Origin of the sequence: Vibrio splendidus 12E03, from assembly GCF_000272105.2 — a bacterium.
GTDB classification, from domain to species: Bacteria; Pseudomonadota; Gammaproteobacteria; order Enterobacterales; family Vibrionaceae; genus Vibrio; species Vibrio splendidus_I.
The window spans coordinates 84,950-101,489 of record NZ_AJZD02000021.1; the positions used below are offsets into that span (position 1 = coordinate 84,950).

General features: G+C 45.7%; 16 protein-coding genes. 3 read left to right on the forward strand and 13 right to left on the reverse strand.

Going from position 1 to position 16,540, the window contains the following annotated elements; translation table 11 throughout:
- Positions 1-179: 179 nt before the first annotated feature.
- The 7 genes from tatC to rmuC form a co-directional block, all read right to left on the reverse strand.
- Positions 180-935 carry a twin-arginine translocase subunit TatC gene (tatC, locus tag A142_RS02600; protein ID WP_017060156.1) on the reverse strand — a complete coding sequence of 252 codons (756 nt, stop codon included), beginning with the start codon at positions 933-935 and terminating at the stop codon, positions 180-182.
- Between the two features lie 112 nt (positions 936-1,047).
- Complete coding sequence (tatB, locus tag A142_RS02605) at positions 1,048-1,455, reverse strand: Sec-independent protein translocase protein TatB (protein ID WP_019826529.1); 408 nt, start codon at positions 1,453-1,455, stop codon at positions 1,048-1,050.
- 3 nt (positions 1,456-1,458) lie between these two features.
- Positions 1,459-1,713 (reverse strand): Sec-independent protein translocase subunit TatA, encoded by a 255-nt coding sequence (tatA, locus tag A142_RS02610; RefSeq protein ID WP_019826531.1) that lies wholly within the window; start codon positions 1,711-1,713, stop codon positions 1,459-1,461.
- A 54-nt stretch (positions 1,714-1,767) separates the two neighbouring features.
- On the reverse strand, positions 1,768-3,402 hold the full coding sequence (gene ubiB, locus A142_RS02615; protein ID WP_009848053.1) for a ubiquinone biosynthesis regulatory protein kinase UbiB: 1,635 nt from the start codon (positions 3,400-3,402) through the stop codon (positions 1,768-1,770).
- Positions 3,399-4,004: a ubiquinone biosynthesis accessory factor UbiJ gene (locus A142_RS02620; RefSeq protein ID WP_017063051.1), complete on the reverse strand. Its 606-nt coding sequence runs from the start codon at positions 4,002-4,004 to the stop codon at positions 3,399-3,401. Before A142_RS02620 ends, ubiB begins: the two co-directional genes overlap by 4 nt.
- A gap of 98 nt (positions 4,005-4,102) precedes the next feature.
- A complete protein-coding gene (gene ubiE, locus A142_RS02625; protein WP_026012235.1) occupies positions 4,103-4,882 on the reverse strand; it encodes a bifunctional demethylmenaquinone methyltransferase/2-methoxy-6-polyprenyl-1,4-benzoquinol methylase UbiE in 780 nt (259 codons plus the stop codon).
- 65 nt (positions 4,883-4,947) lie between these two features.
- A complete protein-coding gene (gene rmuC / locus A142_RS02630; protein ID WP_019826535.1) occupies positions 4,948-6,480 on the reverse strand; it encodes a DNA recombination protein RmuC in 1,533 nt (510 codons plus the stop codon).
- 138 nt (positions 6,481-6,618) lie between these two features.
- Here rmuC and A142_RS02635 point away from each other — a divergent pair, with 138 nt between their 5' ends.
- Positions 6,619-7,512 (forward strand): DMT family transporter, encoded by an 894-nt coding sequence (locus tag A142_RS02635; protein ID WP_019826537.1) that lies wholly within the window; start codon positions 6,619-6,621, stop codon positions 7,510-7,512.
- Between the two features lie 128 nt (positions 7,513-7,640).
- On the opposite strand, the gene A142_RS02640 is transcribed toward A142_RS02635, so the two are convergent.
- From A142_RS02640 to ftnA, 3 genes are all read right to left on the reverse strand, one after another.
- Positions 7,641-8,834 carry an NAD(P)/FAD-dependent oxidoreductase gene (locus A142_RS02640; RefSeq protein ID WP_029405736.1) on the reverse strand — a complete coding sequence of 398 codons (1,194 nt, stop codon included), beginning with the start codon at positions 8,832-8,834 and terminating at the stop codon, positions 7,641-7,643.
- A gap of 249 nt (positions 8,835-9,083) precedes the next feature.
- On the reverse strand, positions 9,084-9,407 hold the full coding sequence (gene uspB / locus A142_RS02645; RefSeq protein WP_009848060.1) for a universal stress protein UspB: 324 nt from the start codon (positions 9,405-9,407) through the stop codon (positions 9,084-9,086).
- Positions 9,408-9,475: 68 nt separating this feature from the next.
- On the reverse strand, positions 9,476-10,003 hold the full coding sequence (gene ftnA, locus A142_RS02650) for a non-heme ferritin (RefSeq protein ID WP_004735556.1): 528 nt from the start codon (positions 10,001-10,003) through the stop codon (positions 9,476-9,478).
- A 189-nt stretch (positions 10,004-10,192) separates the two neighbouring features.
- Here ftnA and uspA point away from each other — a divergent pair, with 189 nt between their 5' ends.
- Together uspA and A142_RS02660 are read left to right on the forward strand one after the other, a co-directional pair.
- Positions 10,193-10,627, forward strand: a complete 435-nt coding sequence (uspA, locus tag A142_RS02655) for a universal stress protein UspA (protein WP_017060149.1) — start codon at positions 10,193-10,195, stop codon at positions 10,625-10,627.
- A gap of 52 nt (positions 10,628-10,679) precedes the next feature.
- A complete protein-coding gene (locus A142_RS02660; RefSeq protein ID WP_019826545.1) occupies positions 10,680-11,558 on the forward strand; it encodes a carboxylate/amino acid/amine transporter in 879 nt (292 codons plus the stop codon).
- Positions 11,559-11,670: 112 nt separating this feature from the next.
- Here A142_RS02660 and A142_RS02665 read toward each other — a convergent pair whose 3' ends face one another.
- From A142_RS02665 to A142_RS02675, 3 genes are all read right to left on the reverse strand, one after another.
- Positions 11,671-12,261: a hypothetical protein gene (locus A142_RS02665; protein WP_019826548.1), complete on the reverse strand. Its 591-nt coding sequence runs from the start codon at positions 12,259-12,261 to the stop codon at positions 11,671-11,673.
- A gap of 141 nt (positions 12,262-12,402) precedes the next feature.
- Complete coding sequence (locus A142_RS02670) at positions 12,403-13,182, reverse strand: class I SAM-dependent methyltransferase (protein ID WP_019826550.1); 780 nt, start codon at positions 13,180-13,182, stop codon at positions 12,403-12,405.
- Positions 13,183-13,294: 112 nt separating this feature from the next.
- Positions 13,295-16,417: an EAL domain-containing protein gene (locus A142_RS02675; RefSeq protein ID WP_029405737.1), complete on the reverse strand. Its 3,123-nt coding sequence runs from the start codon at positions 16,415-16,417 to the stop codon at positions 13,295-13,297.
- Positions 16,418-16,540 lie beyond the last annotated feature (123 nt).

Genomic DNA, 16,540 nt, shown 5'->3' on the forward strand with positions numbered 1-16,540 from the left:
GACCATTCACAACACTTACAACGTCAACATCGAACTCTATGGCATAAAATTTTGGGCATCAAAGAGCTCTATATATGTCAGAACTGTGGCTATCAGTTAAAGATTCGATAAACAGACATAATAAAAAAGCGGCCCTAGGCCGCTTTTTTATTATGTGATTCTTACTGAAGCATTCCGAATTAAGATTCAGCTTCTTCCTCTTCATCCGCATCTGGCTTACGCGTATAAAAACGTGCGAAGAACAGACCAATCTCAAACAGAATACACATTGGAATGGCCAACAGTGTCTGTGAGATCATATCTGGTGGTGTCAGCATCATACCGATGATGAAAGCACCTACGACGATGTAAGGACGCTTTTCAGACAGAGATTGAGGCGTTGTTGCACCCGTCCAACATAGCAAGATAATCGCAACGGGCACTTCAAAGGCAATACCAAAAGCAAAGAACAGCGCGAGTACAAAATCAAGATAGCTTGAGATGTCGGTTGCGAACTCTACTCCCCCTAATGATATGGCCGTAAAAAAGCCAAATACCAACGGGAATACAATGAAGTAAGCGAACGCCACACCACAGTAAAACAGCAATGAACTTGAAGCCAATAGCGGCATGATCAAGCGTTTTTCATGCTTATATAAACCTGGAGCAACAAAAGCCCACACCTGATACAAAATAAACGGAACCGCGAGAAATATAGACGCGATCAAGGTTAATTTCAGTGGTGTGAAAAATGGCGATGCAACATCGGTTGCGATCATCGTCGCCCCTTCCGGTAGACGATCTACCAAAGGTGCTGATACGAATTCATAAATATCATTAGCAAAATAAATTAGCCCGACAAATATCACTAGCACCGCGACAATCGCACGTAGTAGGCGATTACGTAGTTCTAGAAGATGGCTAATTAAAGGTTGTGTCTGCTCAGTCGAAGACATGTCAAACCTCTTAAACAGGAAGATCGAAAAGGAGCCGCACGTGTTTCTATCTTACATAGCTATTTGCTTAAACATCTAGCTACTAAGTATCTGGCGACTCCTCCTTGCGAGACTATTCGGCTTTCTTATCTGACGATGCTGAAGCTTCGCTGTTGACCTGAATGGTTTCAGATTCCACAGTTTCCGTGACACTAGGTTTAGTCTCACTTGGCTTATCAGACTCAGGCTTAGCATACGGACGTTGAACTTCAGCAGCGGCCTGCTTAAGTTCATCGACTGACGCTTTAAGATCTGGAGATAAATCTTCCATACCCATTTTTTCCGCCTTACGCAGGTTTTCTTGCAGCTCTTGCACCTTAAGCTCATGAGAAAGTTCATCTTTCACACTGTTTGCCATGCTTTTCGCTTGTCCAACAAACTTGGAAATACTGCGAATTGCCACAGGTAAACGCTCAGGCCCTAAAACCACTAACCCAACGACAGATATTAATACCAGTTCCCAAAAACCGATATCAAACACGATTTACGCCTGCTCTTTGTCTTTCTTTGTTTCAGCAGTTGTTTCAGCGTGAGCTTCTGTCTTCTGCTGTTCAATATTCTTTGGTTCAAAGTCTGCATCTTTATTATCTGCAGGCTTGTCTTCATCGCTCATTGCCTTTTTGAAGCCTTTAACCGCTGAACCTAAGTCACCGCCCATGCCGCGCAGCTTCTTCGTTCCGAATAGCAAAATTACAATTACAGCAATGATTAGAAGTTGCCAAATACTGATACCACCCATTGTCATTGTCCTCGGGTCTGTCTACACATAAAAAATATTAAGGAAGTCTACTGTCTAACGACGGTAAGCTCGCCAACTTAGCAGCCAAAATGTGACACCTGCGATGCCACAGCCCATAGATAGCTGCTCATAAGGGCTTGAAACTAATATTGCGGAGCATACGACTAAAGTGGCTCCAACGCCAAACAAAAACTTTCCAGTTGCTTGCTGACGCTTACTATCTCTATAACCTTGATAAAGCTGATCCATTCTATGGTTCATCGCTTTACCTTGGCGCAAGCTGTCATAAAGTAGCTCTGGCAGTTCTGGCAGTTTTTCTGCCCAGAATGGCGCACGCTCTTTTACTGCGTTGATCACAGCTTGTGGCCCCACCTGATTCATCATCCAGGTTTCAAGGAAAGGCTTCGCCGTTGCCCACAAATCAAGTTGCGGATACAACTGGCGGCCTAGGCCTTCCACATACAACAAGGTCTTCTGCAGAAGCACCAACTGAGGTTGAACCTCCATGTTGAAACGTCTTGCTGTATTAAATAAGTTTAGCAACACATGGCCAAATGAGATCTCGCCAAGTGGTTTTGCAAAAATCGGCTCACACACCATGCGAATCGCGAATTCGAAATCGTTAACGTTGGTGTCGTGTGGAACCCAACCTGAATCTACGTGAAGCTCGGCAACTTTACGATAATCTCGATTGAAGAAAGCCAGCAGGTTCTCTGCTAAATAGCGCTTATCTTCGCTGTTGAGCGTGCCGACAATGCCACAATCCAAACCAATCCACTGAGGGTTATCTGGATTCTCTGGGTTAACGAATACGTTGCCCGGGTGCATGTCTGCATGGAAAAAACTGTCGCGGAACACTTGAGTAAAGAATACCGTCACACCACGTTCAGCCAGCAATTTCATGTTAGTGCCGTTGGCGTTCAGAGTTTCAATATCGGATACTTGAATACCATAGATTCGCTCTGACACCATCAGGGTTTCACTGCTTAAATCAGGGATAACCTCTGGGACATACAGCTCTTCACTGCCTTCAAAATTACGTCGTAGTTGAATCGCATTCGCCGCCTCGCGGCGCAGGTCTAGTTCATCAAGTAACGTTTTTTCGTACTCGTGAACGACTTCAACCGGTTTCAAACGACGTGCTTCAGGAAGCGACTTAGCGACTATACGCGCCATTCGGTGCATTAGTTTTAGATCTGCATCAATCACCGGGCGAATATCAGGGCGAATAACCTTCAGAACAATCTCGCGACCACTCTCTTTGAGCTTTGCGGTATGCACCTGAGCGATAGAAGCAGAAGCCAATGGCTCGATATCAAAGTCGGTAAACCAGTTATCTAGGCTACCACCGAGCGCTTTTTCCATGTCTCGCTTAGCCAATTGACCATCAAATGGCGCCACTTGGTCTTGCAATAGTGCTAGCTGATCAGCGATATGAGGAGGAAATAGGTCGCGACGCGTTGACATCATCTGACCAAACTTAATCCAAACAGGCCCTAACTCTTGCAACGCTAAACGCAAGCGGTGGCCTAATTCTTTATCTTGATGCTTATTCTTGAGCCAAAACAGTGACTTTCTCGCCAGTAAAGGGGCTTTAGTCAACTGGTGCTCAGGCATCAATTCATCAAGGCCGTACTCCAACTGTACCTTGATAATATGATAAAGACGTTTCAGTTCTGTTGGGGTCATGCTTTCTCCAACAGAGCGTTCAACTTAGCTTCAAGACGAGCAGCAGAGCTTTTTACGTCATCAACTTGGTCGCAAAAATGCGCGACTTCTAACGGTGCAGGTGCGATCTTCCACTCTTCAGTCAGAACTTGAGCAACATGGTTTTGATGCTTAGTCGCCTGTTTTGCCACAAAGCCACCGACGTTTTTAACGCCTTGTACCAAGGTATGCGCAACCACATCTCCAGTCACACGCGATAGCCACTCTTCCAAGTCAGGCTTGCAGTCTGTCATCAGTTGAGCAAACTTCTGAGCCAGTTGAATATCACCTTCTAAGATCAGCTTATCTTGCTTGATCAGTTTGGTGATGTTCGATTGCTCACGCAGTTCAGGTAACACCGATAGGTTCAAAGATAGGTAGCAGTCAGGCTGCCCTTCGTATTCTGACAACACATCAATTTGTTGGCTGAAAACGAAAGTGAGTGTTTTATTCAACTCTTTCAAATTGACTTGAATGATCTGCCCCTTTAAACGAGACAAACGACGAACCAAAGCTGGATCATCGTTCACGAAAGTATTTAAAGAGGTTTCAATAACCGCGGTTACCAATGGATCAAATGGCATGACTGTCCTTACCTTTGAAAACGGATAAGCCTTAACCTATCCGTTCTATCTTTATTCTTATTGTTTAGCACGCTCAGCGAGCCTGCTACCAAGCTCGACTAGAACTTGTAACCGCGGTGCAGCGCAACAATGCCGCCCGTTAGGTTGAAGTATTTTGTATTTTCAAAACCCGCTTCTTGCATCATGCCTTCCAAAGTCTCTTGATTTGGGTGCATACGAATAGATTCTGCAAGGTAACGGTAGCTATCCGCATCATTAGCAATTAGCTCACCCATTTTTGGCAATAGGTGGAAGGAGTATGCGTCGTAAACCTTTGATAGTGGCTCAAGCACTGGCTTAGAAAACTCAAGAACCAACAGACGACCACCCGGCTTAAGCACGCGGTACATAGAACGCAGCGCTTGGTCTTTATCGGTTACGTTACGCAGACAGAAGCTGATCGTAATACAATCGAAGTAGTTATCTGGGAAAGGCAACTCTTCAGCGTTCGCTTGTACGTAGTGTACGTTGCCAACAATGCCGCTATCACGCAGCTTATCACGGCCAACATTCAGCATTGAGTTGTTGATATCAGCAAGAACCACATGGCCTTTTTCACCAACAATACGCGAGAATTTCGCAGTAAGGTCGCCAGTACCACCACCAAGATCTAGGATACGCTGACCAGGGCGAACGCCACTGCAATCAATCGTGAATCGCTTCCACAAGCGGTGAACACCACCCGACATTAAGTCATTCATGATGTCGTATTTAGCGGCTACAGAGTGAAATACCTCTGCTACTTTCGCGACTTTTTCGTCTTTTGCGACTGTTTCGAAACCAAAGTGTGTGGTTTCTGACTCTACTGCTGAATTTGTCTGCACGCTTGTGTCCATAATGCTGTTATCTACCATGGTAAGTTCTCATCGACAGCGCTCTTTGTATTTAGAGGCGCTGCGGCCGATTAGTTTACTTTATCCTCAGCAGGTTGTCTTTCTACTAAGGAGGCATTTTCTGAAAAAGCCTCATTTTGCGCCATTTCAGCCAAACCAATCGAGATCGGTTTCTTCACTTCAACACCCAATTGTTTGAAGCTTTCCGCCTGACGAATCACGTTGCCTCGCCCCGTCACTAGCTTATTCATCGCCCCTTGGTAGCTTTGGTTGGCTCTATCAAGTGAGCTGCCAAGGCCTTCCATATCATCAACAAACAGGCGCAGCTTGTCGTAAAGCTTGCTCGCACGTTCCGCGATAACTTGTGCGTTCTGGTTCTGTCTGTCGTTGCGCCACAGGTTATCAATGGTACGCAGTGCCACCAGCAAAGTAGTTGGGCTGACCAAGATGATGTTTTGCTCCATCGCATCTTTCACCAAGCTAGGATCCGCCTGAATCGCCACTTGAAATGCTGGCTCAACCGGGATAAACATCAACACGTAATCCAGACTCTGTATGCCTTTGAGCTGATGATAATCTTTCTGGCTCAAGCCTTTGATGTGCGCTCGCAATGACACCAAGTGATCACGCAATGCAGCATCTCGCTGCTGGTCGGTTTCGGCATTGAAGTAGCGTTCAAATGCCACCAACGCCATTTTAGAATCGACCACCACTTGTTTATCTTGTGGCAAATGGACAATCACATCCGGTTGATAACGCTTGCCCGCATCGTTTTGCAGGTTCACTTGCGTTTGGTATTCGTGGCCTTCGCGCAGCCCTGATTCAGCAAGCACGCGAGCCAATACCACTTCGCCCCAGTTACCTTGTTGTTTGTTATCACCCTTGAGCGCTTGAGTCAGGTTCACCGCTTCACGCGTCATGCTCTCATTCAGACGCTGCAGGTTTTTAAGTTCATGTACCAAGGTGTGACGCTCTTTGGCCTCTTGGCTGAAGCTATCGTTCACTTGTTTCTTGAAGCCTTCCAACTGCTCTCTCAATGGAGACAACAAACCTTCTAAGCTTTGCTTGTTCTGCTGATCGACCTTAGCGGTTTTGGTTTCAAACAATTGGTTCGCTAACAATTCAAACTGCTGCTTAAGTCGAGACTCGGCTTGTTCTAGCAACTGTAGCTTTTCGCTATTGGCGAGGTTTTCTTGGTCATGCCTTGCTTCTTGCTCGCGCAGCTCGGCTTCTAATTCAGACTTATGATCCTTAAGTACATTGATCTCATCGGCGTATTGCTGGCGCTCTTGCTTCACTGCCTCAAAGTAGCGCAGCTTTTCCATCGCAGCCATCACCTTACCGTGCGCCTGCTTGAGCTCGAATGCCGCTTTGTCTCGGTCATCATCTAACTCATTGAGTTCTTGTTGCGCCTCTGCGAGTGATAATTTGAGCTGGGCTTGCTGAGATTCATGCAACAAACGATCGGACTCTAGCTGCTGCTCGAGCAATCGCTGCTGAAAAGAGAGCTTCTGTTTAATCCACCAACCCACCACACCGCCGCTGACGAGCGCGCCAGAAATTGCAGCAATAAGCGTTGCCTGATGTTCGATAATCCATTGCATGATAATGATTTAGCCTAATTGGAAATAACTCATTAAATGGTATTTTGATACTGGATAAATGTCCAGTTTGCCGTATTAAAATTCGACAGATAGACTAGGCGCTCCGTATTCTGTCCCATCAAATTAGAATGAGTTGCCATGAATGAACGTCGTGCCTTGGGCTTTGGCCTTTCCGCAGTACTGCTGTGGTCAACGGTCGCTACTGCTTTTAAGCTGACCCTTGCTGAGTTTTCACCTATTCAAATGCTGACCATCGCTAGCATTGTGTCGTCGATTGCACTGATCGCAGTCTGCGCTTTTCAAGGCAAGCTTTCTCAGCTGAGTACAACGTTCCTTTCAAACCCTTGGTATTACTTGCTTCTCGGCTTGGTTAACCCATTGGCCTATTACCTGATTCTATTCAAAGCCTACGACCTGCTGCCCGCCTCTCAAGCTCAAGCCATCAACTACAGCTGGGCTATCACGCTAACCTTAATGGCGGCGGTTTTTCTAGGGCAAAAGATTCGTAAACAAGATTGGATTGCGTGTACCTTCAGCTATGCGGGTGTGGTAGTTATTGCGACCAAAGGCGACGTGTTAGGCATGCAGTTCGATAGCCCACTCGGTGTGGCGCTAGCGCTGCTTTCAACTTTGCTTTGGGCGGGATACTGGATTCTCAACACCAAAAACAAGGCTGATCCCGTGGTTGGCGTACTGCTTGGATTCTTAGTGGCATTACCCTTCGCGATCGGTTTAACCATTTTTGAGGGCGAAAGCTTTAGCCAAATTACGGCGAAGGGTTGGATGGCGGTGACTTACGTTGGTCTATTCGAGATGGGCATTACCTTTGTATTGTGGTTATCAGCACTCAAGCTAACCAATAATACGGCGCGTATCAGCAACCTAATCTTTGCCTCACCGTTTATCTCGCTAATGCTACTTTCGACCATTATTGGCGAAGAGATTCACCCAGCAACACTGTTTGGCTTGATACTGATCATTGCTGGTTTAGTGATTCAGCAGATCAAGTTTTCAAAAAACAAAGCTGCGTAAATAAGAGCGAAAAGACTCGATTGATCGCGAAAACCATCAATTGAATGACTTTTAACGCTAAGCTAGATACAAAAATGGCGAGTCACGTGACTCGCCATTTTTATGTAATTTAAAATCTATGGGAAAACTTAAACCCACTGGCCTGCAGCAAAGCCAGAACTCCAACACCATTGGAAGTTATAACCACCAAGCCAGCCAGTAACGTCCATTACTTCACCGATGAAGTAGAGGCCAGAAACGCTCTTACATTCCATGGTTTTTGACGATAGGTGATTGGTGTCCACACCGCCTAGAGTTACTTCGGCCGTTCGGTAGCCTTCAGTGCCGTTTGGCGCGATTTTCCAATTTTCTAGGTGATCTACGATCTCGTTCAGCTGTTTTTCATTGAACTGCTTGAGCGGCTTGTCTTCCAGCTCTTTACGGTCAATCAACACTTCCACAAAACGCTTCGGCAGTGCTTTCGCCAAGGTGTTTTTCAGGCTCTGATTTGGGTGCTTCTCGCGAGAGTTAGCCAGCAGCTCAGCTACATCGACTTCAGGTACTAGATTAATCGAAACCGACTGACCTGCTTTCCAGAACGAAGAAATTTGCAGAACTGAAGGACCCGATAGGCCGCGGTGAGTAAACAGCAACGCTTCTTTGAACAAGGTTCCGTCTTGCGCGGTGATCTCGGCAGGAATTGCGATTCCCGAAAGCTCTGCGAAAGCTTCTTTATCTTCTTTATGCAGAGTAAATGGCACTAAGCCTGCGGTAGTTGGCATCACAGACAAACCAAATTGCTCGGCAATCTTATAGCCAAATGGCGTTGCGCCCAGCTTAGGCATCGACAAACCACCTGTCGCGACAACCAGTGAGTCACACTCAACTTCGTCGGTATTGAGGTGCATCTTGAAGCCAGCCTCTGTTTTCTCGATGGAGTGAACATCACAACGGTAGCGTTGTTCGACTTTCGCCTGCTTACACTCGTCAAGCAGCATGCTCACGATGTCTTTTGCAGTGTGGTCATTTACACAGAACAATTGGCCGTGGTCTCGCTCTTCGAACTCAATACCGTACTTGCTCACCATCGAGATAAAATCCCAGTTGGTGTATTGAGATAAAGCTGACTTCACGAAGTGAGGGTTGTTACACAGGAAGTTGTTGGCTGAAACATCATAGTTAGTGAAGTTACAACGACCGCCACCTGAGATTAAAATTTTTCTGCCTGGTTTCTTTGCATGATCAACCACCAGCACTCGTCGGCCGCGTTTACTAGCTTCCGCAGCACACATTAAGCCTGCGGCGCCCGCACCAATTACGATTACATCAAATTTTTCACTCATGTGGTTCTGCTTTTCTTCACTTTTGCAGCCCGAGTACACCCTGTTCTCGAAATGCCATCAATAAAAAAGGATGTGCATAAACAGCACATCCTTACTAATTGCTCGCTATTTTAGCGGCAATTTTAAACTTTGCAATTGATGTTCAATTGTACAATTTGCAGACAGCAGCAAAACCACTACTTGGCTTAGCGAACCAACAACCAAAGCTTCACACCAAAACCTAAGCTCTACTTCACACGTACTAAAAACTTAGACGATGAAAGAAGACAGCAAGGTTACACCTAGCAGAGCGGAAGAGAGTATGAATAACTGTCTTACACGATCGCACTTCGAAGTAAAAACTTCGTCATGATGATGGTGATATTCTTTACTTTTGATGTAACTGAACAGGCGAACCTGTTTGGTCATATTGCCATGGGTTGTGAAAAAACCGCCTCCGTCTACTTGTTGATAAAGTAGAGGATGCGCTTCTCGCATAATATAAATGAGCGTTCTTAGCGCAGTAAAATAACGCGCCCAGTTCACGCAAGTCACAACCATTAGTGCAAATAGAATAGTGTCGCCGCTGATCATCCTTTCCTCCCTACATCTTCATAAGAAAACTCAAAAGAAAAAGATAATCAGTGTCTTTCTCGTACTACCTAAACGGCAGGAGCTTCCATAATTGAAGATGAACCATCTTTTGCCAATTGCGCTAGGTCTTTATCAATAAAGAACAGTGCTTTACCGTCTTCACCAACAAGCTCTAGCTTATCCAATACACCTTTAAACAACTTCTCTTCTTCGTGTTGCTCTGCAACGTACCATTGCAGGAAGTTAAAGGTTGAGTAGTCTTGTGTGCTGAAGGCAACGTGAGCCAGTTTGTTGATCTTTTGAGTAATCATCTGCTCATGTTCATAAGTTTCACGGAACACTGCACCAAGGCTATCAAATTCATGTTTTGGCGCTTCAATCGCACCTAGAATTGGCATTGCACCTGTTTCACTTACGTAAGTGAAAAGACGCTGCATATGTTCCATTTCTTCTACTGCATGAACACGCAGAAACTCTGCTGCACCTTCAAATCCTTTGTCTTCACACCAAGCACTCATTTGTAAGTATAGATTGGATGAGAAAAATTCTAGGTTAATTTGATCATTCAGTTGCTCAACCATAGTTTTTGACAGCATTTAAGACTCCTAATTACATCCTCAATTTTCTCTACTATATCACTATTTAATGAATATCTCGCAGGCCATTAGTTAACCAATATTTCGAGCTGTCATTACGCAAGACAGTGGATATGAGATCACTTCAGCAAAAAAAGCCATCGCATAGTGCTAATCTTAAATCAGACAATGAATAAAGGAGGTAGCGATATGAGTTACAAACATATTTTGGTCGCGGTCGATTTATCAGAAGACAGCAAATTAATTGTGGATAAAGCGGTAGCATTGGCTAAGCCATTGGAAGCCAAAGTCTCTTTTATCCATATCGATATTAACTACGCAGAGCTGTATACCGGCCTGATTGATATCAACATGGCCGAAACCCAGCACAACGCGATGGAAGCGTCTCGTATTCAGCTGCAAAATTTTGCGGAGCACGCCCAATACCCGATCACCCATACCCTAGTAGGCAGTGGTGATTTGAGTCATGAGCTGTGTGACACCATCAACGAGTTCAATGTTGATCTCGTGGTTTGCGGTCACCATCAAGACTTTTGGAGCAAGCTGCTCTCTTCAACACGCCAACTGATCAACGCCTCTCCGGTTGATATGCTGGTCGTGCCTCTAAGAGATTCAGAAGACTAATGATTTAAGGTTAGGTAACATACAGCTCATATCTTATTAACGAAGTTTTACTATGAGCTATTTAGCTGGTGTTACCCTCCTATGGGCCTTCTCTTTTAGCCTGATCGGCGTTTACCTTGCGGGTCAGGTTGATTCTTGGTTCTCTGTTTTAATGCGTGTTGCCCTTGCTGGCGTCGTATTTCTTCCTTTCCTAAAGTTTCGCGGCGTATCGCGTAAGCTGATCGCTAAATTGATGGCAATTGGTGGTGTCCAGCTTGGCCTGATGTACTGCTTCTACTATCAGTCTTTCTTACTGCTATCCGTTCCTGAAGTTCTTTTGTTTACCGTTTTCACGCCAATTTACGTCACGCTGATTTATGACTTTCTCAAAGGGCAATTCTCTCCGTGGTACCTAGTGACGGCGGCAATTGCGGTATTGGGCGCAGTATTCATTAAATTCGCAGGCATCAACGAAAACTTTTTAGTTGGCTTCCTCGTCGTGCAAGGCGCGAACCTGTGCTTTGCTATCGGTCAGGTGGGCTACAAGGTTGTGATGGAGAAGGAATCGACCGAGTTACCTCAGCGAACCGTATTTGGTTACTTCTACTTAGGAGCGTTATGTGTTGCTTCGGTTGCTTTCATGCTATTGGGCAATCCAGAGAAACTGCCCACCACCACACTTCAATGGGGAATCCTGATCTACCTTGGCTTGATTGCGTCGGGGCTGGGTTACTTTATGTGGAATAAAGGCGCGTGCATGGTGAATGCTGGCGCACTAGCCGTAATGAACAATGCACTGGTTCCTGCGGGCCTCGTGGTGAACATCCTGATTTGGAACAGGGATGTCGATTTGGTTCGATTGTCTATTGGTGGTGCCGTTATCTTGTTCTCTTTGTTCGTCAATGAGACGTGGGTGAAAAAGCGCGTAGCAAGATCCGCAAGCAACGCTTAGCTGATTTGAATGAGCAACATGAGTTAGCTCAGATAACCCCAAAAAGCAAAAGAGCGACCTAAGGTCGCTCTTTTTAAATCATCGCTCTAGCAATAAACCATTCGAATCAACGTCAGTGGATGTGATTATGGCTCACTACCTGAGTTTTGGTTTCTGTGAAGGCAACATCATCAAGTTGTAGGTTGATGCGTTCAAGATCACTTTCCAGTTTCTGGCTTTTCTTAAACAGCTTTTGCTGCTTCTTAATCATCTTCGCAAGCTTTTTGTTGTACTTTTCTTGTTTCTTAGCCGCTTTCTTCGCTTGTTTGAGCTCCGCTTTCTCATCACCGCTCGCCTTCGCCATCAGTTTTTTCACCTTGGCTTTCTTCTGCGCGGCTTCTTTTTTGGAAAGCTCAGGGGCAATATCAGCAGCGGCAGGATCGAACATTTGTACGCTCGGTTCAATTGTCTCGTTGATTTCCGCAAGCGATAACTCTGGTGTAGGTAATGTTTCCGCTAGCAGGCCGCATGCGACTTTCTCTTCAACGGGTTTGTTTTGACAACCAAGAGGTGGAATTGCGGTGGGTTTGCATAGATTCGCTTGATCCGCCGAAGAACGCGCGCAAGAACGACACACGAACTTAGGTTCAGTCACTAAGCTGTGGATCTCGCCCAAGTGCTCAGTGATATCTCGACGGTTTAACTTACAAAAGCGTTTAACCATGCTACAACTCCAGCTAAGAATAATAATGATTCTTAGTTAGATATACATCCGTAACGCGACTATCGCAAGTGTTAAATGGCAATTTATCGTATTTATGACGGGAAATTTTCTTAGCGTGTCTCTAAGTTATTGATGCTTCAATTAAGTCATTGATGCTTTCACATAGACATCAAAACGGTTCTTTTTGGTTTCGATCGCCATGCTCGGTTTTTGCTCGTTTAACCATGCTGCGTAATCCGGTCTTTTGACCACAACACGCTTTGATGCGAGCTTCATCGCTGGCTCAAACAAGCCATCAGCATCCAGATCTGCACCAACCAAAGATTGGAATACACGCATCTCTTTCTTAACCAAAGCCGATTTCTTTTTGTTCTCAGGGTGCGGGTACATAGGGTCGAGATACACCACGTCTGGCTGTTCGAAGTCAGGATCGTTACTGAGCTTGTCTAGGGCATCATGGCTAGAAGCATGAATCAACTTCATGCGTTCACTCACCCAACCGCCGATGTCTGGATCTTGTTGCGCTCGCTGCAAGCCATCATCAAGCAGTGCAGCCACAACTGGGTGACGCTCGACCATTTGCACCTTACAACCCAAAGAAGCCAACACAAACGCATCGCGCCCTAAGCCTGCAGTGCCATCTAAGATAGTTGGTGTTGCGCCTTTGTTTAGACCTGCTGCCTTAGCAATTGCCTGACCTTTACCACCACCAAACTTACGTCTGTGACCGACAGCGCCTCCCACTAAGTCAACAAAGATAGCGCCAAGCTTAGGCTCATCGACTTTACGTAACTCAAGTCGCTCGCTAGTCAGTACCAAAGCGAAATCGCTGTTTTCATCATGAGATAAATTCCAACGGGTGGCTAAGTCATTTAGATGATCGATTTGGGTGGAATCTTCGCAAATCAGTTGTAGTTGCAAGGTCGTCTCCAACAGACAGTAGTATTCAAAACAAAAGAGGCAACCAGTTTACCTGATTGCCTCAACAATACATATTAGCGGTGAAAAGTATTCCCGGCTAAAGTCGGCTTACCTAAACCAATGACTCTGTCTCTCGTTCTTGTCTTAACTCTTCAACGAGCTCTGCGAGTGGTTTAGGTCGGCCTATGATGTAGCCCTGCGCGTAGTTCACACCCAACTCAATCAGCTTGTCGATGATCTGGTTATTTTCAACGAACTCAGCTACGGTGTGCTTGCCCATCTGCTTGGCAAGATCATTGATCGAGCGAACCATCACATGGTCCATCTCATTGACATCAATATCACGCACAAACAGGCCATCGATCTTCACAATATCGACGGGCAGTTTTTTCAGATAACCAAATGACGATAGCCCTGAGCCAAAATCATCCAATGCAATCATGCAGCCAAGCTCTTTAATACGAGTGAAGAACTTGATCGCCTGCTTCATGTTACTCATGGCCGCTGTTTCGGTGATCTCTAAACAAATCTTATGACACGGTATCGATGAATCGCTCAGGCTATCTATCAAGAACTCGACAAACTCACGATTACCCATCGAATGACCAGAGAGGTTGATTGAACACATCCCCAACTCCTCAATAACCTCAGGGCGTTGCTCCAACCAACTCAAGGTTTGACTGACGACTTGGCGGTCAATCAAATGCGCGATGTTATAACGCTCTGAGGCTGGCATGAAGATCCCTGGCGAGATGTATTCCCCTTGGATGTTCTTGATGCGCACCAAGATCTCAAAGTGCATTTTATCGCTGTCTTCATCTAGGCCAAGAATTCGCTGAGCAAACAGTTCTAAGCGATCGTTAGCCAAGGCCTCATGCACTAGGTTAACGCACTCCATCTCTAGATGACGACGACGCAGGTCTTCATCATCTTGATGGTAAAGATGGTAGCGATTGCGACCTTCTTCTTTAGCGGCATGACAAGCAGCATCCGCCTGAGCGTGCACCATCTGCGGTGAAGCCGCAGTATGGTCAATCAATCGAATACCGATAGAGCACGTCAGGTTGAGTCGAATATCATCCCACAAGAATGGATTCTCACTCATCATCGAGATAATACTGCGACACACATTAACCGCGTCTCGCTCAGTACAGTCTTTCATTAATACTGCAAACTCATCACCACCCATTCGCGCTAACACCGCATTGTAAGGCAGTACGTCTTCTAGCAGTTTGGCGCTAAACAAGATCGCAGCATCACCCGCTTCATGTCCTGCGGTGTCGTTCAAGACCTTTAACTGATCCAAATCTAGGAACAACATTGCGTGAGTTCGCATGTGACTCTCAACCTCTTTCAGCGCTTTTTGCAGCTCTTGCTCAAAGTGGTTGCGGTTAAAAGTGTCAGTCAGTAGGTCATAGCGAGCCTGATACTCTAGCTTTTCAGAAAGCTCGTGCGTTTCGGTGATGTCTTCACCCACAATCAACAGCTGATCAGACTCCACCAACGGGCGGATATTTTCACGAATCCAGATCTTGCTGCCGTCGGCATGGCGATATTCGATATCACGACGCCACACACCACGAATCTTATGCTGAGGTTGCAGCAAGATATGACGAGGAATCATCGCGTTCTCATCAACATAGAATTCTCTAGGGCGATGGCCCAACAACTGATCGAGAGGGTATCCCAAAAGCTCTTCGACAAACTGGTTCACTTGTTGAATGCGATTATTGCCATCGAGCGTAATCATCATCACCGGCTGTTTATCGTAATACAGCTTCAAGTTTGCTTCACGTTGGAACAGCTTATTCTCAGCAAGCTTACGTGAGGTCACGTCGCGCGCCTCAAAGAGAAACTGAATGTCTTCGTCTTCACTGCCCGGCATCGGCTTCAATGAAATATCCAACACCATCGCACCGCGATCTCGACACCACACCTCGGCTTCAAATCGTAAGGCTGGGTGCTCACTTTTTGCGATGAAATATTCGGCTAGCACTTCTCTCGCAGAACTTTCCCAATGTTGGTGTTGTTGCAGCGGCGTTCCCAGTTTATAGCCTTGATTATAAAGCAGCTCATGTAACTTGCTGTTACTCGACAGCAGCACGCCACCCTTATCAATGATGCCCATGAACTGCAGGCTTTGGTCGAATATCGACTCAAGCAGCAGCTGACTTTTTCGGCTGGCACGTTCACTTTTTTTAAGGCGATTAAGGTAATACACCAAGGTCGCGATGACACACGACATCACCAAAAACAGCAAACCTATGGTGCGAATTTCATCGCGGTAGCGTACTAGAAATGACTTCGGCTTATTGAGGAAGGTTACTGAGGCTTCATTCTCTGCACCCAAATCCCAACGTGAGATCTGTTGGTAATCGAGTTTGATTTCTGGCGCGCCAGCAACCACTTGGGGCAGCGGTTTATCCGGATTAGCGAGCACATTCAGTAGCACTCGCCCAGTGTCTCGTCCTTGTGTTTCTCCACTGTGGATCACGCCACCAATCGCACCAAACCCAAGTCTTAAATCATGCACAATATACAATGGCATCTGAGTTTTTTTGTTGAGCTGACGCCAGTCTTCTTTGCTGCTGACACGACCATTGATGTCGCGGTAGTAGGCCCAGAACAACAAGCTTTTAGTTAGATCAGCGCGTTGCGCGAACGTCATCAGTTCTTGATAAGAATCAGGCGTATATTGCTCCACCAGCCCAGAAAACTCAGGGCGTTTGTGTAGAAATAAATCCACTTGAGCGCGAATAGCTTCACCCGTTACCGAGTGATCGGTAACCACGTAAACTTTTTTAACCGTCGATTGAAGTCGATTGATCAGCTCAATATTGCTCGCCATATCAATATCTTCAGTGATACCGGTTGCGTGCAAGCCTTCAATCATTTGCGGAGAAAAATTGTTGATGCCACCAAAAATAACGGGCGTGCCATTGAGTTCGGGCGCTAAGCGTTTCATCAGATTGAGGGCGTTATTATCACTGACGACTACAGCGGCAAACTCTTCATGCGACAGCTTAGTGCGGTATAGCTGATAAATTCGCTCTAAGTATTCAGCGTTTTGAGTTCGCTTGGTATCGAGATAAACAACCCGGTAAGACAAACCATCGCGATCGAGCTCATCAGATAGTCCTTTATGGAAATCATCTGTCCAGAAAAAGCCTTGATGATAAGAGTGAATAACCAACACATCTTTTGCCTGAGCTGAAGCAAAAACACTCCAACACATCACAATAAAAAATAACGAAAATCGCACTGAATTCACCCTAACCCTATAGTTACTGCTAATATTATCACCCTTGGCTATGATGTGTACTCAAGCCGGTATGTTTTTCATTCAACCTAAGGATTA